Source organism: Pseudonocardia petroleophila, assembly GCF_014235185.1.
Taxonomy (GTDB): Bacteria; Actinomycetota; Actinomycetes; order Mycobacteriales; family Pseudonocardiaceae; genus Pseudonocardia; species Pseudonocardia petroleophila.
On record NZ_CP060131.1, the window covers coordinates 3249808 to 3268745 of the forward strand.

At 75.7% G+C, this 18938-nt stretch carries 17 protein-coding genes and 1 pseudogene; 10 read left to right on the plus strand and 8 right to left on the minus strand.

The window, feature by feature from the left end; all coding sequences use genetic code 11:
- Nucleotides 1–46 precede the first annotated feature (46 nt).
- The 3 genes from H6H00_RS16195 to H6H00_RS16205 form a co-directional block, all read right to left on the minus strand.
- A complete protein-coding gene (locus H6H00_RS16195; protein WP_185716601.1) occupies nucleotides 47–1711 on the minus strand; it encodes a nitrite/sulfite reductase in 1665 nt (554 codons plus the stop codon).
- Nucleotides 1712–1945: 234 nt separating this feature from the next.
- Nucleotides 1946–3166, minus strand: a complete 1221-nt coding sequence (locus H6H00_RS16200) for a molybdopterin molybdotransferase MoeA (RefSeq protein ID WP_185716602.1) — start codon at nucleotides 3164–3166, stop codon at nucleotides 1946–1948.
- The gene (locus H6H00_RS16205; protein WP_185716603.1) at nucleotides 3166–5298 is read right to left on the minus strand and encodes a molybdopterin-containing oxidoreductase family protein; all 2133 of its coding nucleotides are present in this window, start codon (nucleotides 5296–5298) and stop codon (nucleotides 3166–3168) included. Before H6H00_RS16205 ends, H6H00_RS16200 begins: the two co-directional genes overlap by 1 nt.
- Nucleotides 5299–5439: 141 nt before the next feature.
- Between H6H00_RS16205 and H6H00_RS16210 the strand changes: the two genes are divergently transcribed.
- From H6H00_RS16210 to hemW, 3 genes are read left to right on the plus strand one after another with little or no spacing between them, the layout of a single operon-like run.
- Entirely contained in the window at nucleotides 5440–6390 is a 951-nt protein-coding gene (locus H6H00_RS16210; RefSeq protein ID WP_185716604.1) for an AraC-like ligand-binding domain-containing protein, read from the plus strand.
- A complete protein-coding gene (locus tag H6H00_RS16215) occupies nucleotides 6387–7244 on the plus strand; it encodes an alpha/beta fold hydrolase (protein WP_185716605.1) in 858 nt (285 codons plus the stop codon). The genes H6H00_RS16210 and H6H00_RS16215 overlap by 4 nt, the downstream gene beginning before the upstream one ends.
- A 40-nt stretch (nucleotides 7245–7284) precedes the next feature.
- Entirely contained in the window at nucleotides 7285–8427 is a 1143-nt protein-coding gene (gene hemW / locus H6H00_RS16220) for a radical SAM family heme chaperone HemW (RefSeq protein ID WP_255425216.1), read from the plus strand.
- 95 nt (nucleotides 8428–8522) lie between these two features.
- On the opposite strand, the pseudogene H6H00_RS32840 reads toward hemW, so the two are convergent.
- Nucleotides 8523–8621 (minus strand): annotated as a pseudogene (locus H6H00_RS32840) (hypothetical protein); the annotation flags it as partial.
- A 50-nt stretch (nucleotides 8622–8671) separates the two neighbouring features.
- Between H6H00_RS32840 and H6H00_RS16230 the strand changes: the two are divergent.
- Nucleotides 8672–9451: an esterase/lipase family protein gene (locus H6H00_RS16230; protein ID WP_185716607.1), complete on the plus strand. Its 780-nt coding sequence runs from the start codon at nucleotides 8672–8674 to the stop codon at nucleotides 9449–9451.
- Here H6H00_RS16230 and H6H00_RS16235 read toward each other — a convergent pair.
- The 4 genes from H6H00_RS16235 to H6H00_RS16250 form a co-directional block, all read right to left on the minus strand.
- Entirely contained in the window at nucleotides 9441–10271 is an 831-nt protein-coding gene (locus H6H00_RS16235) for an ABC transporter permease (protein WP_185716608.1), read from the minus strand. The two genes, H6H00_RS16230 and H6H00_RS16235, sit on opposite strands and share 11 nt — an antisense overlap.
- Nucleotides 10268–11239, minus strand: coding sequence for an ABC transporter ATP-binding protein (locus H6H00_RS16240; RefSeq protein ID WP_185716609.1), 972 nt, complete (start codon nucleotides 11237–11239; stop codon nucleotides 10268–10270). Before H6H00_RS16240 ends, H6H00_RS16235 begins: the two co-directional genes overlap by 4 nt.
- A gap of 2 nt (nucleotides 11240–11241) precedes the next feature.
- Nucleotides 11242–12354, minus strand: a complete 1113-nt coding sequence (locus H6H00_RS16245) for a sigma-E factor regulatory protein RseB domain-containing protein (protein WP_185716610.1) — start codon at nucleotides 12352–12354, stop codon at nucleotides 11242–11244.
- 104 nt (nucleotides 12355–12458) lie between these two features.
- Nucleotides 12459–13079: an ASCH domain-containing protein gene (locus H6H00_RS16250; protein ID WP_185716611.1), complete on the minus strand. Its 621-nt coding sequence runs from the start codon at nucleotides 13077–13079 to the stop codon at nucleotides 12459–12461.
- Between the two features lie 58 nt (nucleotides 13080–13137).
- Between H6H00_RS16250 and hrcA the strand changes: the two genes are divergently transcribed.
- The 6 genes from hrcA (at nucleotide 13138) to H6H00_RS16280 (ending at nucleotide 18923) form a co-directional block, all read left to right on the plus strand.
- Nucleotides 13138–14157 (plus strand): heat-inducible transcriptional repressor HrcA, encoded by a 1020-nt coding sequence (hrcA, locus tag H6H00_RS16255; RefSeq protein WP_185716612.1) that lies wholly within the window; start codon nucleotides 13138–13140, stop codon nucleotides 14155–14157.
- Nucleotides 14158–14209: 52 nt separating this feature from the next.
- Nucleotides 14210–15361: a molecular chaperone DnaJ gene (gene dnaJ, locus H6H00_RS16260; protein ID WP_185722491.1), complete on the plus strand. Its 1152-nt coding sequence runs from the start codon at nucleotides 14210–14212 to the stop codon at nucleotides 15359–15361.
- A gap of 10 nt (nucleotides 15362–15371) precedes the next feature.
- A complete protein-coding gene (locus tag H6H00_RS16265) occupies nucleotides 15372–16124 on the plus strand; it encodes a 16S rRNA (uracil(1498)-N(3))-methyltransferase (protein WP_185716613.1) in 753 nt (250 codons plus the stop codon).
- Nucleotides 16125–16390: 266 nt separating this feature from the next.
- Nucleotides 16391–17227: an alpha/beta hydrolase family protein gene (locus H6H00_RS16270; protein WP_255425218.1), complete on the plus strand. Its 837-nt coding sequence runs from the start codon at nucleotides 16391–16393 to the stop codon at nucleotides 17225–17227.
- 16 nt (nucleotides 17228–17243) lie between these two features.
- On the plus strand, nucleotides 17244–17777 hold the full coding sequence (locus H6H00_RS16275; RefSeq protein ID WP_185716615.1) for an isochorismatase family protein: 534 nt from the start codon (nucleotides 17244–17246) through the stop codon (nucleotides 17775–17777).
- 129 nt (nucleotides 17778–17906) lie between these two features.
- Complete coding sequence (locus tag H6H00_RS16280) at nucleotides 17907–18923, plus strand: PhoH family protein (protein ID WP_185722492.1); 1017 nt, start codon at nucleotides 17907–17909, stop codon at nucleotides 18921–18923.
- Nucleotides 18924–18938: the final 15 nt, after the last annotated feature.

An 18938-nucleotide genomic window follows, 5' to 3' on the forward strand; every position in this document is an offset into this window, starting at 1 on the left:
CCCGTGAGCGGAAAGGCGCGCCGGAGCAGCCGTTTCCGCGCACGGGTCACTTGAGGTCGTCCTCGTCCGCGCGCAGCACCCACTGCGCGAAGCGCTCGCCCTCGGTGCGCTGCGCGGCGAAGCGCCGCACGACCCGGTCGACGTAGTCGCCCAGCTCGGCGCTGGTGACCTTGAGCCCGCGCAGCTTGCGGCCGAAGCCGGAGTCGAGCCCGAGCCCGCCGCCCAGGTGCACCTGGAAGCCCTCGACCTGCTCGCCCGCCGCGTCGGTGACGATCTGGCCCTTGAGCCCGATGTCGGCGACCTGGGTGCGGGCGCAGGAGTTGGGGCAGCCGTTGAGGTGGATGGAGATGGGGTGCTCCGGCACGACGTCGGCGAGGCGCTTCTCCAGCTCCTCGACCAGCCGGATCGCCCGCTCCTTGGTCTCCACGATCGCGAGCTTGCAGAACTCGATGCCGGTGCAGGCCATCGTCGCGCGCCGCCACGGCGACGGGTCGGCCTGCAGGCCGAGCGTGTTGAGCTCGGCGACCAGCGCGTCGACGCGGTCGTCGGCGACGTCGAGGACGACGATCTTCTGCTGCGCGGTGAGCCGGACGCGGCCCGACCCCGCCTTCTCGACGGCGTCGGCCAGCGCGACCAGGACGGTGCCGGAGACGCGGCCGGACGCCGGGGCCACGCCGACGTAGTTGCGGCCGTCGACCTGCCGGTGCACGCCGACGTGGTCGATCGGGCGCTCCGGCGTGGGCGGCGCGTCCCCGTCGATGAGCTTCCGGCCCAGGTACTCGTCCTCCAGCACCCGGCGGAACTCCTCGACGCCCCAGTCGGCGACGAGGAACTTGATGCGGGCGCGGTGGCGCAGCCGGCGGTAGCCGTAGTCGCGGAACACCGAGATGATCCCGGCCCACACGTCGGGGACCTCGTCGAGCGGCACCCACGCGCCGAGCCGCTGGGCGATCTTCGGGTTGGTGGACAGCCCGCCGCCGACCCAGACGTCGAATCCGGGGCCGTGCTCCGGGTGCACCGAGCCGATGAACGACACGTCGTTGATCTCGTGCGCGACGTCCTGCTGCCAGGAGATCGCCGACTTGAACTTGCGCGGCAGGTTCGAGAACTCGGGGTTGCCGACGTACCTCGCCACGATCGCGTCGATGGCGGGCTGCGGGTCGAGCACCTCGTCGGCCGACACCCCGGCGACGGGGGAGCCGAGCACGACGCGCGGGGTGTCGCCGCACGCCTCGGTGGTGACCATGCCCAGGCCCTCGAGCTTCGCCCAGATCGCCGGCATGTCGACGACGTCGATCCAGTGGTACTGGATGTTCTGCCGGTCGGTGACGTCGGCGGTGTCGCGGGCGTGGTCCTGGCTGATCTCGCCGAGCGCGCGGAGCTGCTCGGTGGTCAGCGCCCCGCCGTCGAGCCGGACGCGCAGCATGAAGTACGAGTCGTCGAGCTCCTCGGGCTCCAGCGCCGCGGTGCGGCCGCCGTCGATCCCGGGACGGCGCTGGGTGTAGAGGCCCCACCAGCGCATCCGGCCGCGCAGGTCGGCGGGGTCGATCGAGTCGAAGCCGCGCTTGGCGTAGACGTTCTCGATGCGCGCACGGACGTTGAGCCCGTCGTCGTCCTTCTTGGTGCGCTCGTTCGGGTTCAGCGGCTCGCGGTGGCCCAGCTTCCACTGGCCCTCCCCGCGCTTGCGCTTCACAGGTGTGGTGGGGGGCACGGCGGGAGCCTCCGGGCTGGGTGCAGTACGCGCAGGGTGTGGTGGTGCGGCGCGTCGGGAACGGATCGGGGACGGGCGTGGTTCAGCGCGCGGCGCGACAGATCGCGCTGCAGACGCGCTGCAGGTCGACGTGGCGGCGAGCCACGAGACGCAGCGCCAGAGCCCGGATCACCCGCTCAGGGTGCCACTTGTCCGGCCACCGGCACCATCGGCGTCCGCATGCTGGGAGGCGGCTCACACGGCGAGGCGCCCGCCGCCCTCCGCCACCGGCCCGGCCCCGGCCCAGCCGGGCTGGTCGACGGGCTGCACCAGTACGGCGTCGCCGGCCTCGTGGCCCGCGCAGCCGGCGTCGATCCGCAGGACGGCGTCGGCCCGCGCCAGCGCCGACTGGGACCCGGCGCCGCGCGACAGCGGCACGGCGGTGCCGTCCCCGGGCAGGGCGACCAGGACGTACTCCTCGACACCCGGCCGGCTCGGGACCGCACCGCACAGCCGGGCCGGGACCGACGGGCGCCGTTCGGGGTTCCTGCCCTGCAGGTCGGCCAGCAGCGGGAGGGCGAACAGCTCGACCGACAGCGCGGCCGCCGCGGGGTAGCCGGGCACGCCGACGACGGGCACGACCACGCGGCCGCCCGCGCCGTGGAGCGTGCCGAGCAGCACCGGGTGCCCGGGCCGGATGGCGACGCCGTGCACGACGACCGACCCGAGCCCGCGGACCACGCCCGCGGTGTGGTCGTCGCGGCCCGCGCTGGACCCGGCGAGCACCAGCACGAGGTCGGAGTCCCGCGCGGCGGAGCGGACGGTGTCGCGGATCCGCTCGGGGAGGTCGGGCTGGATGCCGGTGACGCGCACGTCGGCGCCCCATGCGCGCAGCGTCGCGGCCAGCATGATCGAGTTGGTGTCGAGCAGCTCGCCCGGCCCCAGGTCGGCACCCAGCGGGCGCACCTCGTCGCCGGTCGGGACGACCGTGACGACCGGGCGCCGCCGCACCTCGACCGTGCGCAGGCCGCCGGTGGCCGCGGCGGCGAGGTCGGCGGGCCGCAGCACCCGCCCGGCCGGGACGACCTCCGCCCCGGCCCGTACCGCCTCCCCGACCGGGCGCACGTGCTGCCCGGCCGGGACCGGGCCGGGCAGCCCGACCGTGCCGTCGGGCCGTCGGCGCAGGTGCTCCCGCATCACGACGGCGTCGCGTCCGGGCGGTATCGGGTCACCGGTGTCGACGACCTCGAACCCGTCCGCCGCGACCGTGCCGCCTGCCGTGTCCGCGGCCGTGACCGCGATCCCGTCCATCGCCGAGCAGGGCACGGCGGGGGCGGAGAGCCGGGCGAGCACCGGCCCGGCCGTGACGCGGCCCGCCGCGTCCGGGACGGGCACGGGCTCGCTCCCGACCAGCGGCGGGCCGCCCAGGGCGGCCCGCCACAGCGCGGTCGCGGTCCCGACCGACGGACCTCCCATCAGACGACCTCGACCTCGACGCGGGTGTCGGAGAAGGTCGGCGCATTGCCCAGGTCGGCGAACCGGAACGGGTTGACGGCGTTGACCGTCGACTGGTCCTTCGCGTTCTTGCGCCACACGCCCATCGGCGACAGCGCCACGCCCGGCGCGATGTCCTCGCTGACCTGGGCCAGCGCGATGTACTGGCCGCGGTCGTTGTAGACCCGGACGTACTGCCCGTCGGAGATGCCGCGCTCCTCGGCGTCCTGCGGGTGCAGGATCACCGACTGCTCGCCCTGGACGCGCTTCTGCTTGTCCTGGTCGCCCGCGCTGGAGTTGACGAACGCGTGCGACTTCGGGGAGATCAGGTTGAGCCGGTAGCCGCCGTCGGCCGTCTCCCGCGGCGGGACGTAGTGCGGGACCGGGTCGACGTGCTCGCCGGGCTGGTGGTCGTTGCTGCCCTGGCGGAACAGCGGCACGACGAAGTTGTTCTCGATCGACGACTTGAACTCGGTCTTGCCCGACGGCGTCGGGAAGTTGCCCTCCGCGTGCGGGGCGTACTCGTCGGGGCCGGGCAGGTTGAGCCGGGCCCAGCCGGACTCGCGCAGCGACTCCAGGGTGATGCCCTCCATCGCCGGGGCGTCCCAGTCGTAGGCCTCCGCCATCATCTCGTCGTCGGTGCGGGTGAAGCAGGGCTCGGTGTAGCCCATGCGCGCCGCGAGCCTGCGGAACAGCTCGGTGTTGGGGATCGCCTCGCCCAGCGGCTCGATCGCCGGCTCGTTGTAGGTGATGTAGAAGTGGCCCCAGCTGAACATGAGGTCCTTCTGCTCGAGCTGGGTGGTGGCGGGCAGGACGATGTCGGCGTAGCGCGCGGTGTCGGTCAGGACGTGGTCGCTGACCACCGTGAACAGGTCCTCGCGGGCCAGGCCCTCGGCCATCTTGTCCTGCTCGGGGCACACGACGAGCGGGTTGGAGTTGTAGACCATCAGCGCGTTGATCGGCGGGTCCAGCTGCATCTCGCCGTTCAGCGCGCGACCGAGCAGGTACTGGTTGACCACGCGCGTGCCCGGCGTCTGCAGCTCGGGGTGCATGTGCGCGCCCCAGTTGACCGGGTGCGCCCACAGCGGCAGCTGCAGCAGCCCGCCGCCGACGTTCTTCCAGGCGCCGACGAGCGCGGGCAGGCAGGCGATGGAGCGGACGGTCTGGCCGCCGCCCGCGTGCCGCTCGATGGCGACGCCGATGCGGATCATCGACGGCGCGGACGTGGCGTACTCCCTGGCCAGCGTGCGGATGTCCTCGGCCGGGATCCCGGTCTGCTCCGACGCCCACTCCGGGGTGTGCTCCCGGACCCGCTCCGCCAGCTCCTCGTAGCCCACGGTGTGGTCGCGGATGTAGTCCTCGTCGGTGAGGCCCTCGCTGATGATCACGTGCATCATCGCCAGCGCGAGCGCGCCGTCGGTGCCGGGCCGGATCGGGATGTGCCAGTCGGCGCGCTTCGCGGTGCGGTGCTTCATCGGGTCGATGACGACGACCTTCGCGCCGCGCCTCTGCGCCTCGGCGACGAACGGCCACAGGTGCAGGTTCGTCGAGACCATGTTGCAGGCCCAGATGATGATGTAGCGGGAGTGCACGAGGCTCTCCGGGTCGACGCCCGCGGTGGCGCCGATCGTCATCGTGTACGCCGTGCACGCGCCGGAGTCGCAGTACGTGCGCTCGGAGACGGTGGCGCCCATCTTGTTGAAGAACGGGTCGCCGACGTTGAGGCCGTTGAGGATGCCCTGGGTGCCCAGGTAGCTCACCGGCATCACGGACTCGGGCCCGTGCTCGTCGATCGTAGCCCGGAAGCGGCTCACGATCTCGGTGAGCGCCTCGTCCCAGGTGATCTGCTCGAACCGGCCGCTGCCCTTCGGGCCGACGCGGCGCATCGGGTGCAGCAGGCGCTCGGGGTTGTAGACCTTGTCCGGGTAGTTGTTCACCTTGACGCAGAGGCCGCCGTTGGTGAACGGGTGGTCGGGGTCGCCCCGCACCTCCGTGGCCTTCCCGTTCTCCACGGTCACGAGCATCGCGCAGGTGTCCGGGCAGTCGTGCGGGCACGCGGCCCGCACCGTGGTGGTGGTGACGTCGGTGAGGGGGATGTCCTCGATCGCGGTCATCGCTGCATCCTGGGACGCCCCGGCGCCCGGCGTTTGGCCCTGTGTGACGAACGTGTTGTCGTTCAGTGACACATCGGCGGAGGCGTTGACCCCCGTCGGGGGCCCTCCTAGGGTCGACGGAACCGAACAGCCGAGGCGCACATGGACTCACCCTCCACCGCGGCGACCACCACCGCCGCCACCGACCGCCTGGACGTCTGGCGGGACCTGATCCGCGACAACTTCGTCGCGCTCGACATCCACGCCGACCGGCACGCCGACTTCGCCGGCTCGGTCCGCTGCGGAGGGCTGGGGCACCTCAAGGTCGCCTCCGTCTCGTCCGAGCCGCAGGGCTGCAGCCGCACCCCGGGCCTGGCCCGCCGCGACGACGACGTCTACCTGCAGGTCGGCCTCATCGCCGCGGGAGGGGCGCGGGTGACGCAGGACGGGCGGGAGGCCGTGCTGCACCCCGGCGACTTCGCCGTCTACGAGACCGACCGGCCCTTCCACTGGGGTCTGCACGGCGAGTGGGAGCTGCTGGTGTTCACCTGGCCGCGGGCCAGCATCGCCCTCGACCCCGCCGCGTCGCAGCAGCTCACCGCCCGTCGGCTGAGCGGGGGCACCGGGCTGGGGGCGATCGTCGGGCGGGTGCTGCGCGACCTGGTCGCGGGCCCGCCGGAGCTGAGCCCCGCGGGCGGCGTGCGGCTGGCGTCGGAGGTGGCGGAGCTCGTCGCGACCGTCGCAGGGGAGCAGGTGCGCCCCGCCGAGCCCACCCGCTCCGCCGACGACCTGCTGCGCCGCATCGACGCCTACATCGTCGAGCACCTCGCCGACCCCGACCTCGGGCCGGCGGGCATCGCGGCGGCGCACTTCGTCTCCACCCGCCACCTGCACCGGCTCTTCGCCCACCGCGGCGGCACGGTGTCCCAGCAGATCCAGCGCCTGCGCCTGGAGCGATGCCGGCGCGACCTGTTCGACCCGCGCTCCGCCGCCCGCTCCATCACCGACGTCTCCCGCCGCTGGGGCTTCGCCGACCTCGCGACGTTCAGCCGGGCCTTCCGCGCCGCCTACGGCATGTCACCCAGCGACTGGCGGGCCGGCCGGCCGGGGTGACGCCCCTCGTCCCCGGCCGCGCACGGCTCCCCGACGGCCGTGCCCTGGCCACCCTGGAGGGCGGCGCGGGCGGGCCGCTGGTCGTGTTCGAGTCCGGCGCGGGGATCTGCCTGCCGGTGTGGCGGCCGGTGCAGCGGATCGTCGCCGCGCACACCCGCACGCTGTCCTACGACCGGGCCGGCTACGGGACGAGCGACGACGGGCCGCGCCCCCGGACCGTCCCGGCGCTCGTCGCGGACCTGCGCGGGCTGCTCGACGCCGTCAGCCCCGGCACCCCGGTCGTGCTGGCCGGGGTCAGCTTCGCAGCGGTGCTGCTGCGGGCGCTCGCCGCCGTCGCGCCGGACCGCGTCGCCGGGATGGTGCTCGCCGACCCGACGACGAGTGCACTCGTCCCGCCGTCGATGATGCCGTTCGTCCGGACGTCGTTCGCGCTGATCGCAGGCCTGTCCCGGGTCGGGGCGCACGGCCCGCTCGCTCGCGCCGCCCTCGGGCCCGGCCTCGCGGCGCTCGTCCCGGGGGACGGGCGCGACGGGCTGCTCGCGGCGGTCGCGGAGGGCCGCAACTGGCGCGCCGGGAACGCCGAGGTGCGCGACGCCGACCCGCGGATGCGGGTGCTGCCGCGGCTGGAGCGGGCCGGCCTGCCCGACGTCCCGGTGACGACCGTCGTGGGGTCGCGGCCCGACCGGGGCGAGCGCCGCCGTCGCGCCGCGCAGGTCGCGTTCACCGCCGCGGAGGCGGCCCGCCACCCCCACGGCCGGGCCGTCGCGTCGCCGGGCAGCAGCCACTTCGTGCCGTGGCAGGAACCGGAGCTGCTGGCCCGCGAGATCGTCGACCTGGTGCACGGGCTGCGGTAGCCGGGCGGCCCGACCGGGGACGGTGGCACACTCGGGAGTCGTGCCGCCTCCGTTCGGGATCTACGTCCACGTGCCGTTCTGCGCGGCGCGCTGCGGCTACTGCGACTTCAACACCTACACCGCCTCCGAGCTCGACGGGTCCGGCGCGTCCCCGGACGGCTGGCTCGCCGCCGTGCGCAGCGAGCTGGAGATCGCCGCGGCCGCGGTGGGGGAGCGGGCCGTCGACACCGTGTTCGTCGGCGGCGGCACGCCGTCGCTGATCGGGGCGGAGCGCCTCGGCGAGGTGCTGGGGGCGGTCCGGGACGCGTTCGGGCTGGCGCCCGGCGCCGAGGTCACGACCGAGTCCAACCCGGAGTCGACGTCGCCGGAGTTCTTCGCCGGGCTGGTCGCGGCCGGGTTCACCCGGGTGTCGCTGGGCATGCAGTCCGCCGCGCCGCACGTGCTGCGCGTGCTGGACCGCCGGCACACCCCCGGCCGGGCCGTCGAGGCGGCGCGGGAGGCGCGGGCCGCCGGGCTCGCGCACGTCAACCTCGACCTCATCTACGCCACCCCCGGCGAGACCGACGACGACCTGCGCGCCTCACTGGACGCCGTCCTCGACGCGGGGGTCGACCACGTCTCGGCGTACGCGCTGATCGTCGAGGACGGCACCGCGCTGGCCCGCCGGGTCGCCCGCGGCGAGCTGCCCGCCCCCGACGACGACGTGGCGGCCGCCCGCTACGAGCTGATCGACGACCGTCTCTCCGCCGCCGGCCTGGGCTGGTACGAGGTGTCGAACTGGGCGTCCGCCCCGGAGGCGCAGTGCCGCCACAACCTCGGCTACTGGCTCGACGGCGACTGGTGGGGACTCGGCCCGGGGGCCCACTCGCACCTGGCGGGGTCGCGCTGGTGGAACGTCAAGCACCCCGCCCGGTACGCCGCCGCCGTGGCGGAGGGGTCGGCCGAGGCCGGCCGCGAGGAGCTCACGGACCCCGAGCGGCACACCGAGCGCGTGATGCTGCGCCTGCGCCTGCGCTCGGGCCTGCCCCTGGACCTCCTCGACGCCCCCGGCCGCGCCGCCGCCGACCGCGCCGCCGCCGACGGCCTGCTCGAGCTGGACGGCGGCGTCGCGGTCCTGACCCGCCGCGGCCGGCTGCTGGCCGACGGCGTCGTGCACGCCCTGCTCGCCGCGGCCCCGGTGTGACCCGTACGCGAACGGCGAACACCCCGTACGCCGACGGCGAACTCGCCGGGTGGGAGCGGCAGACTCGCGGGGCAGGAGGGTCTCCCCCCGGCGAGTTCGCCGCTCCCCGCCGCGAGTTCGCCGCTCCCCGCCACGAGTTCGCCGCTCCCCGCCGCGAGTTCGCCGCTCCCCGCCACGAGTTCGCCGCTCCCCGGGGCGAGTTCGCCGTCGACGCACGCCTTCTCGGCGTGAGGGGTACGGGGGCGTGAGCCCGCGGAGGCGGGTGCTGGTGCTCGTGGCGGCGCTGCTCGTCGTGCTGGGGGCGGTGGGGGTCGCGGTCGGGGTGCTGTCCGGGCGCGGGCCCGCGGTCGACCCGGACTCCCGGCCCGCCCAGGACGTGCCCGGGCCGGTGCTGCTCGTGCCGGGCTACGGCGGGAACTCCGCGGCGCTGGGCGCGCTCGCGGAGCGCATCGCCGCGACCGGCCGCGCGGCGCGGGTCCTGCAGCTCCCCGGCGACGGCACCGGTGACCTGTCGGCGCAGGTCCGCGTGCTCGACGACGCCGTCGACGCCGAGCTGGCCGCGGGCGCGCCGTCCGTCGACGTCGTCGGGTACTCGGCGGGCGGGGTCGTCACGGGGCTGTGGGTCGCCCGCGACGACGGCGCGGCGAAGGCCCGGCGCGTCGTGACGCTCGGCTCGCCCCTGGGCGGCACCTCGCTGGCCGGGGCGGGGGCCGCCGCCCTCCCGGACGCCTGCCCTCCCGCCTGCCGCCAGATCGCGCCGGGCAGCGCCGAGCTGGCGGAGCTGGCCGCGGCCCGGGTCGGGACGCTGGTGCCGTGGCTGTCGGTGTGGTCCGCCGACGACGAGGTCGTCACCCCGCCCGACACCGCGCGGCTGCCCGGCGCCACGAACGTGCAGCTCCAGGACGTGTGCGCGGGGGCCGTCGTCGGGCACGGGGAGCTGCCCACCGACGCGCGGGTGGCCGGGCTGGTGCTCGACGCGCTGGGCCCCGGCCCCGTCGAGGTGGCGGGCTGCCCTAGCTCGTGACGTCCTTCGTCGCGAAGTTCGCCCACGCCGCCCCGAACGCGACGGCGACGTAGGCGAGCTGCACCCCGATCCCCTCGCGCACCGCCGACCAGGCGATCGGGTCGCGGTAGAGGTCGATCCAGGCGAGCCAGTGGGTGGTCGGCAGGAACCGCTCGATCGCGTCGGCGGCCTCCAGGGGGAGCAGGGCCGCGCTCGTCACCACCACGGCGAGGACGCCCAGCGCCGCGGCGAGCGGGGAGTCGGTGAGCGTGGAGAAGAACAGCCCGATCGCGCCGATCGCGAGCATGCAGACCGCGAGGTAGCCGACGGTGAGCAGCGTGCGCCCGGCCAGCTGCGCGGGGCTGAGCACCGTGCCGGACAGCGACGTGACCGCACCCGCCCCGCCCGCCGCGGCGTCGGGGCCGAACCCGAACGCCGCCACCCCGACGACGTACGCCGTCACTGTCACGAACAGCACCGCGAGCAGCACGAACGCCGCCGTCGACACGAGCTTCGCGACCAGCAGCCGCAGCCGCCCGACGGGCCGGACCAGCAGGTAGCGCAGCATGCCCGCGTTCGCCTCGCCCGCCACGGTGTCGCCGGAGACGACGGCGACGGTGATCGGCAGGAACACCGGCAGCACGATCGCGAGCGCCGCGGCCGGGAACAGCTGCCCGTTGCTCACCACCGCGGACAGGAACGCCCCGCCCTGCCCCGGCGCGGGTGCGATCCCGGTGCCCGCGAGCAGGGCCGCGATCAGGGCGGGCAGGGCGCAGAGCAGCGCCCAGCACAGCCACACGCGGCGGCGCCGGAACATCAGCGACAGCTCGACCCCGATCACCGCACGCCTCCGCGGACCGGGACGGCGTCCCCCTGGTGCGGCGGGCCGGCCCGGTCGGCGCGGCCCGGGTCCACCCGGTCCGCGCCGGGCCCGGTCAGCTCCAGCACCACCTGCTCCAGGCTGCGCCGCTGGGCCGCCAGCTCCGCGACCGCGACGCCCGAGGAGACCAGGTGGGCGTTGAGCGCGGCCGGGTCGTCGGCGCGCACCGTCACCGTGTCGCCGGAGCGCGCGACGACTGCGCGGCCCAGCACGTCCACCGCCCGCGCCGGGTCGCGGGTGCGCAGCACGACCAGGCCGGTGGGGGTGCGCAGCGCGGCGAGGTCCTCGGTGAGCACCAGCCGCCCGGCGTCCATCACCCCGACCCGCGTGCACAGCGCCTCCACCTCCGTCAGCAGGTGCGAGGAGAGCACGACGGTCGTCCCGGCGGCGTTCAGCGCGGTGAGCAGCTCGCGCATCTCGCCGATCCCGCGGGGGTCGAGGCCGTTGGTGGGCTCGTCGAGCAGCAGCAGTTCGGGGGAGCGCAGCAGCGCGGCGGCGATGCCGAGACGCTGGCGCATGCCCAGGGAGTAGGCGCGGACGGGCCGCCGGTCGACGCCGCCGAGCCCGACCCGCTCCAGCGCCTCCTCGACGCGCCTGCGCCGGTCGCGGCGCCGCCCGCCGGAGCCCGCGGCGTCGAGCAGGCGCAGGTTGGCGCGCCCGGACAGGTGCGCCCACGACGCCGGGTTCTCCACCAGCGCGCCGACGCGCGGGAGCACCGACGCGGCGTGCCGCGGCATGGCGGCGCCGAGCAGCTCGACCGACCCGGCGGTGGGGTGGACGAGGCCGAGCAGCATCCGCACGAGCGTGGTCTTGCCGGAGCCGTTGGGCCCGAGCAGGCCGAAGCGGACGCCGGGAGGGACGTGCAGGTCGACGCCGTCGACGGCGGTGACGCGGCCGTAGCGCTTGGTCAGGCCGGTGGTGCGGATCATGGCTACTGCCGCCTTCGGTCGGGGAGCTCCAGCAGCGCCTGCTGGAGCTGGTCGGCGGCGACGGTGCCGATGAGCAGGGTCCCGCGCCTGCCGCGGGCCAGCACGCCGAGCGTCAGCAGCGGGGTGCCGAGTACGACGGCCCGCCCGCGCCCGGCCTCCACCGCGGTGGCCCCCGCCAGCGCGGCCCCGTCGACGGCGCGGTCGGCGATCTCACGGCTCACCGGGAACAGCGCGAACCCGGCGGGCCCGGTGCCGTAGAGCCCGACGCCGGGCAGCTCCGAGCCGGGGGTCGCGGTGAGCGGGACGCGGGCGCGGCCGGCGAGGACCTCCGGCGGCTCCGGGGCGTCGAGCTGGCGCAGGGCCCCGGCGATCTCGGCGGCGTCGGCGCTGACGAACCCCGCGCCGGGCGGGAGGCCGGGGAGCAGGTCCGCGTCGTCGGGGGCGCGGGTGTCGACCTCGGTGAACGCCGTGGTGAGCAGCGGCTCCCCGTCCCGCGGGGCCACGTCGACCCGCAGGGGAAGGCCGGTGTCGGCGTCGGCCCACACGTCGACGCGGCCGATGGTGGTGTCCGGGTCGGACGGCACGAGCCGCAGCCCGGCCGCGGTCCGCCCGGCGACGCGGCGGGGCGGGACCGTCGTCACCGGGTCGCCCGGGGCGAGGCGCAGCAGCCGCCGGGCCAGCTCGGGCGGCAGCAGGTCGGCGGCCCGCGGCAGGCGCAGCGGGGCGGTGCCGGTGATGCCGGTGAGCTGGTCGGCGTCGAAGTCCCAGCCGTACTCGCGCCCGTCGAGGCGGTAGGTGCCGCGCTCGCCGACCGCGGTCAGCTCGTCGACCCGGAACCGCTCCGGCGACGCGACGAACGCCCGGATCCGCGTGGTGCCGGTGAGCAGCGCGACGGCCGACTCCAGCTGCGGGAGCTGCGGCAGCCCGAGCCGCGCGCTGCTCTCGGCGTAGCCGACGTAGGGGCCGGCCGACGCGGCGAGGACCCGCTCGCGCAGGGCGTCGGGCGGCTCGTCGGCGACGGCCCCGACCGGCCGCGGCAGCACCCCGGCGCCCACGAGCGCGGCGGCCCCGGCGCCGACGAGCAGCCAGCGGCGGGAGAAGCGGGGGACGGCCACGTACGCCCACACTGCCACCGCCGGCGTGTGGTCGCGGTTCTGCGCCGGTGCGTCCCGGGTCGGCGGGCGGCGCCGTCAGGCCGAGGCGGCCCGGACGAGCACGGTCATCCGCGCCGGCCCCGCAGGTCGTCGGGCGGGCCGACGTCCATCGGTTCCGCCGCCCGGCGCACGTGCAGGTACGCGCGGCCCCGCGGCGAGAGGCGGTAGCCGACCGGCAGGCTCTCGGTCAGCCCCAGCTCCTTGAGCCTGCGGACGTCCCGCTTGAACGGCGCCGTCTCCCGGCCCAGGCGCGCGGCGAGGTCGGGGGCGCGGACGCCGGGGTGCGCGGCGACGAGGGCGAGGACCTCGGCGGTCCACGGCCTGCCCCGGTCCATCCGGGCCAGCCGGGCGTCGATCGCGGCCCGGTCCTCGGCGGACAGGTCGGCCGCGGACCGCAGCGCGACCCGCGGATCGTCCCCGCCGGGCCGCAGCACGACGCGGAACAGGGTCCCGTCGCGGCGCGCGTTCTCCTCCCGCAGCCGCTCCAGCGACGCGTACCCGGCCCGGTGGGCGTCCTCGGGCGTGAGCTGCGCCTCGTCCACCACGTCGACGGCGAGCACCTCGACCAGCCCGACGGCCGTGCGGAGCATCGTCCCGGGGCGCACGCGGGCGCGTGACCAGCGGCGGAAGGCCTGGGTGACGGTGCCGGCCACGATCGCGTCGAGCACCGATCGACGGATCAGCACGGGCTCCATCCCACATCTAGACTGGAGCGAACGCCAGTACCCACCGGGGAGGTGCCGCATGAACGCCGAAGAGCGGCGGTTCGCCGTGCTCCGCGCGATCGTGGCCGACTACGTGTCCACGCAGGAGCCGGTCGGCTCCAAGATGATCGTGGAGCGGCACAACCTCGGGGTGTCGAGCGCCACGGTGCGCAACGACATGGCCGTGCTGGAGGAGGACGGGCTCATCGCCCAGCCGCACACCAGCGCGGGCCGGGTGCCCACCGACAAGGGCTACCGGCTCTTCGTCGACCGGTTGACGCAGGTCAAGCCGTTGAGCGCGGCCGAGCGCCGGGCCGTCACCGCGTTCCTGGACGGCGCGGTCGACCTCGACGACGTGATGCGGCGCAGCGTGCGGCTGCTCGCGCAGCTCACCCGGCAGGTCGCCGTCGTGCAGTACCCCACGCTGACGCGCTCCACCGTGCGGCACTGCGAGGTCGTCTCGCTCACCCCGGCCCGGCTGATGCTGGTGCTGATCACCGACTCCGGGCGCGTCGACCAGCGGGTCGTCGACCTCGGCCAGGTCCTCACCGACGACGACGTCGCCCGGATCCGGGCCCTGCTCGGCGCCTCGCTCACCGGGCGCGCGCTCGCGGCGGCGTCCGTCGCCGTCGCCGACCTCCCCGGCACGGCCCCCTCCGACCTGCGCGACGTCGTCACGACGATCGCGACGGTGCTCATCGAGACGCTCGTCGAGCACCCGGAGGAGCGGCTGGTGCTCGGCGGGACCGGCAACCTCACCCGCAACGTCGCCGACTTCCCCGGGTCCCTGCGCACCGTGCTGGAGGCGCTGGAGGAGCAGGTCGTCGTGCTCAAGCTGCTCGCCTCGGCGCAGGACCCGGGCACGGTCACCGTCCGGATCGGGGAGGAGAACGAGGCCGAGGAGATGCGCGACACCTCGGTGCTGTCCATCGGCTACGGGACGGGCACGGTACTGGGCGGAATGGGTGTGGTCGGACCCACCCGGATGGACTACCCCGGGAGCATCGCGGCGGTGCATGCCGTCGCCCGTTACGTGGGTGAGATCCTGGCGGGACGCTAGTTCGACGTTTCGTTCGCACGACCTATCGAGAAGGACCATGGGGAACACGCACGTGGCACGGGACTACTACGCGATTCTGGGTGTCTCGAGCGACGCCGGAACCGACGAGATCAAGCGGGCCTACCGCAGGCTCGCCCGCGAGCTGCACCCCGACGTCAACCCGGACCCGGGGGCGCAGGAGCGCTTCGCCGAGGTCGGGGCGGCCTACGAGGTGCTGTCCGATCCGGAGAAGCGGCGCATCGTCGACCTCGGCGGCGACCCCCTGGGCAACGGCGGTGGGGGCGGCGGCGCGGGCGACTTCGGGGCGTTCGGCTTCGGCGACATCATGGACGCCTTCTTCGGCGGCCAGGGCGGCGGCGGGCGGGGCCGCGGGCCGCGCAGCCGCGTGCAGCCCGGCGCCGACGCGCTGATCCGGATGCAGCTGACGCTCGAGGAGTGCGCGGTCGGCGTCACCCGCGACCTCGCCGTCGAGACGGCCCTGCTGTGCACCGAGTGCACGGGGTCCGGCTGCGCGCCCGGCAGCGCGCCCACCCGCTGCGACATCTGCGCGGGCCGCGGCGAGGTGCAGAGCGTGCAGCGCTCGTTCCTGGGTCAAGTCGTCACGTCGCGGGTGTGCCCGAACTGCCGCGGGTTCGGCGAGGTCATCCCGGACCCGTGCCACCAGTGCGGCGGCGACGGGCGGGTGCGCTCGCGCCGCACCGTCGGTGTCCGCATCCCCGCCGGCGTGGCCGACGGCATGCGCGTGCGGCTGGCCGGGCAGGGCGAGGTCGGCTCGGGCGGCGGCCCGGCCGGCGACCTGTACGTCGAGGTCGACGAGGAGCCGCACGAGCTGTTCACGCGCGACGGCGCCGACCTGCACTGCACCGTCAAGCTCCCGATGACCGCGGCCGCGCTGGGCACCGCGCTCCCGCTGCCGACCCTCGACGGGACCCACGAGATCACCATCGAGCCCGGCACCCAGACCGGCGCCGTGCGCACGCTGCGCGGCAAGGGCATGCCCCGGCTGCGCTCCACCGGCCGCGTCGACGGGCACGGCGACCTCATGGTCCACGTCGACGTCGTGGTGCCGACCAACCTCACCAAGGAGCAGAGCGAGCTGCTGCGCCAGCTCGCCGCGCTGCGCGGCGAGGAGCAGCCCGGGGTCGGCTCGGGCCGCAACGGCCACGGCCTGTTCGGGCGGTTGCGCGACTCGTTCGGCCGATGAGCCCGACCCGGTGAGCACCGCCCCGCTCTTCCTGGTCGACGCGCTGCCGGCCGACGGGGTCGTCGTGCTCGACGGCGCCGAGGGGCGGCACGCCTCGACGGTCAGGCGGATCCGGGTCGGGGAGGTCGTGCAGCTCGCCGACGGCGTCGGGGGGCTGGCCCACGGCGTCGTCGACGGGGTGGGGCGCGACCGCGTCGACGTGCGGATCACCGCGCGGCGGGTGTCCGCCGCGCCCGCGCCGCGGGTGCTGCTCGCGCAGGCGCTGGTCAAGGGCGACCGCGGGGAGCTGGCCGTCGAGCTTTCCACCGAGGCGGGCGTCGACGGGGTGCTGCCCTGGCGCGCGGCGCGCTGCGTCGCCCGCTGGGAGGACGGACCGCGCGGCGACAAGGCGCTCGCCCGCTGGCGCAGCACCGCCCGCGAGGCGGCGAAGCAGGCGCGGCGGCCGTGGCTGCCGGTCGTCGAGGATCCGGTCGGGACGCCGGCGCTGCTCCGGCGCGTCGCGGACGTCGCCTGCACGCTCGTGCTGCACGAGGCGGCCACCGCGACGCTGGCCTCCGTGCCGCTCCCGCCCGACGGTGACGTGCTGCTCGTCGTCGGCCCGGAGGGCGGGATCACCGACGACGAGCTGGGCGCGCTCGTCGCGGCGGGGGCCCGGCCCGTCCGGCTCGGCCCGGAGGTGCTGCGCGCCTCGACCGCCGCCGCCGTGGCCCTGGGTGCGCTCGGGGTCCTCACCGGCCGCTGGACCCCTCTCCACCCGGGCTGATCCGGACGGCTCGACACGCCGACGCCACGCCACGGATCCGGGCCGGGGACTGGGGCGCGCCGGTCCGGCGGACTATCGTCTGCCGCGTCCGGTCGCCGTGTGCGCCCGGCCCGCAGCCGCGGGTGCTCGCACCCGTGGGCCGCCGGGGGGTCCCCCCCACCCGGCGGGGTCGCGCCGCGGTGGGTGTCCCCCCACGTCCACCGCGGCGCGACGTCCGGGCCGAACTCCCGGCGTCCCACCGGCGAACGCCTGCCATGATCGCGTCCGTGCCCCGCCGCCGACTGCTCTCCGGTCTCGCCCTGCTGCTGCCCGCGCTGGCCGCCTGCTCCACCGGGCCGGTGCCGGGGGAGGGGACCGGTGAGCCGCTGCGCCTGGACTACGGCCCCGACCCCAGCCAGTTCGGCGAGCTGACGCTGCCGGCGGGCGACGGCCCGGCCCCGGTCGTGATGGTCGTGCACGGCGGGTTCTGGCGGAGCTCCTTCGGCCTGGAGCTGGGCCGCCCGCTGGCGGTCGACCTGGCGAACCACGGGTTCGCCGCCTGGAACGTCGAGTACCGCCGCGTCGGGAACGGGGGCGGCTGGACGGCCACCTTCGACGACGTCGCCGCCGCGCTGGACCGCCTGGCCGACGCCGACCCGCGGCTGGACCTGGAGCGGGTCGTCGCCGTCGGGCACTCCGCGGGCGGGCACCTCGTCGCGTGGCTGGCGGCGCGGCCGGGCCTGCCCGCCGGGGCACCCGGGGCGGGGCCGGCGGTGCGGCTGCGCGGGGCCGTCAGCCAGGCCGGGGTGCTCGACCTGGTCGACGCCGTGGAGCAGGGCGTCGGCGGGGCGGCGGTGACCGACCTGATGGGCGGCGGGCCGCGGGAGGTCCCCGACCGGTACGCGGTGGGGTCGCCGGTCGCGCGGGTGCCGATCGGGGTGCCGGTCGTGTGCGTGCACGGCACCGCCGACGGCAACGTGCCGATCCGGCAGAGCGAGCGGTTCACGGCGGCGTCGGGCGACGAGCTCGTGACGCTGCCCGGCGTGGACCACTTCGCCGTCATCGACCCCTCGACCGACGCGTGGCGCGCCTGCCGCGACGCGGCTACCCGGCTGGCCGGTTGACGCCTACGGTGGGCCCGTGCTGATCTCCTCCGACGCGTCGGCGCTGCTGCTGGTGGACCTCCAGGAGCGGCTGATGCCCGCGATCCACGACGGACCGGCGGTCGTCGCGAACGCCCGCAGGCTGGCCGAGGGGGCCGGGCTGCTCGACGTGCCGGTCTGCGCGACCGAGCAGAACCCGGCCGGGCTCGGGCCGACGGTGCCCGATCTCGCCGACCTCCCGCAGCTCGTGCTGCCGAAGACGTCGTTCGGGGCCGTCGCGGAGGCGGGGTTCGCCACGCTGCTGCCGCCCGGGACCGAGGAGATCGTCGTCGCGGGGTGCGAGGCGCACGTGTGCGTGCTGCAGACCGTGCTCGGCCTGCTCGCGAAGCGGCACCGCGTGCTGCTCGTGGCCGATGCGATCGGCTCGCGCAACCCGGTCAACCGCGACCTCGCGATCGACCGGATGCGCCGCCACGGGGCCGAGGTCGTCAGCACCGAGATGGTGCTGTTCGAATGGCTGCGCGACTCGACCCACCCCCGGTTCCGCGAGGTGCAGAAGCTGATCCGGTAGCGGCGCGGGGCGAACTCCGGGCGCTCCGGGCGGTGATGGCGGTAGCATCGGGTCGACAGATCGAGCTCGACGAGGCAGAGAGCAGGGCCCTTGACCGAACCGGATCCGGTGCAGTCCGTCCAGTCCCGCATGGCCGTTCCGGACGCCGCTCTGCTCGCCCTGCTGGGCCGCCGCGACGAGAGCCTGCGCGCCGCGGAGGAGTTCCTCGACGCCGACGTCCACGTGCGCGGCAACGAGCTCACCCTCTCCGGCGCCCCGGCCGACGTCGCGTTCGCGGAGCGCGTCTTCACCGAGCTGATCACGCTGGCCGAGCGCGGGCAGCAGGTCGCCCCCGACGCCGTGCGCCGGACGGTCGAGATGCTCGACAGCGGCGCCGAGACGCTGGGGGAGTCGCCCGCCGAGGTGCTCTCGCTCGACATCCTGTCCCGCCGCGGCAAGACCATCCGCCCCAAGACGCTCAACCAGAAGCGCTACGTCGACGCGATCGACTCGCACACGATCGTCTTCGGCATCGGCCCGGCCGGTACCGGCAAGACGTACCTGGCGATGGCGAAGGCCGTGCAGGCGCTGCAGCTCAAGACGGTCAACCGGATCATCCTGACGCGTCCGGCCGTCGAGGCGGGGGAGCGGCTGGGCTACCTGCCCGGCACGCTGTTCGAGAAGATCGACCCGTACCTGCGCCCGCTCTACGACGCGCTGCACGACATGATCGACCCGGAGTCGATCCCGAAGCTGATGGCCGCCGGCACGATCGAGGTGGCGCCGCTGGCGTACATGCGCGGCCGCACGCTCAACGACGCGTTCATCATCCTCGACGAGGCGCAGAACACCACGCCCGAGCAGATGAAGATGTTCCTGACGCGGCTGGGCTTCGGCTCGAAGATCGTCGTCACCGGCGACGTCACGCAGGTCGACCTGCCCGGCGGCGGCACCCGGTCCGGGCTGCACGTGGTGCGGGAGATCCTCGACGGCGTCGACGACGTGCACTTCTCGCAGCTCTCCAGCCAGGACGTGGTGCGGCACCGGCTGGTGGCCGACATCGTCGACGCCTACTCCCGCTGGGACGCCGAGACGGCCCGGCCGGACCTGCGCTCCGCGGCCCCCCGCAACGGACCTCCCCAGGACCGGCGCGCCCGGCGCCGCTGAGCGCGGCCCACCCGG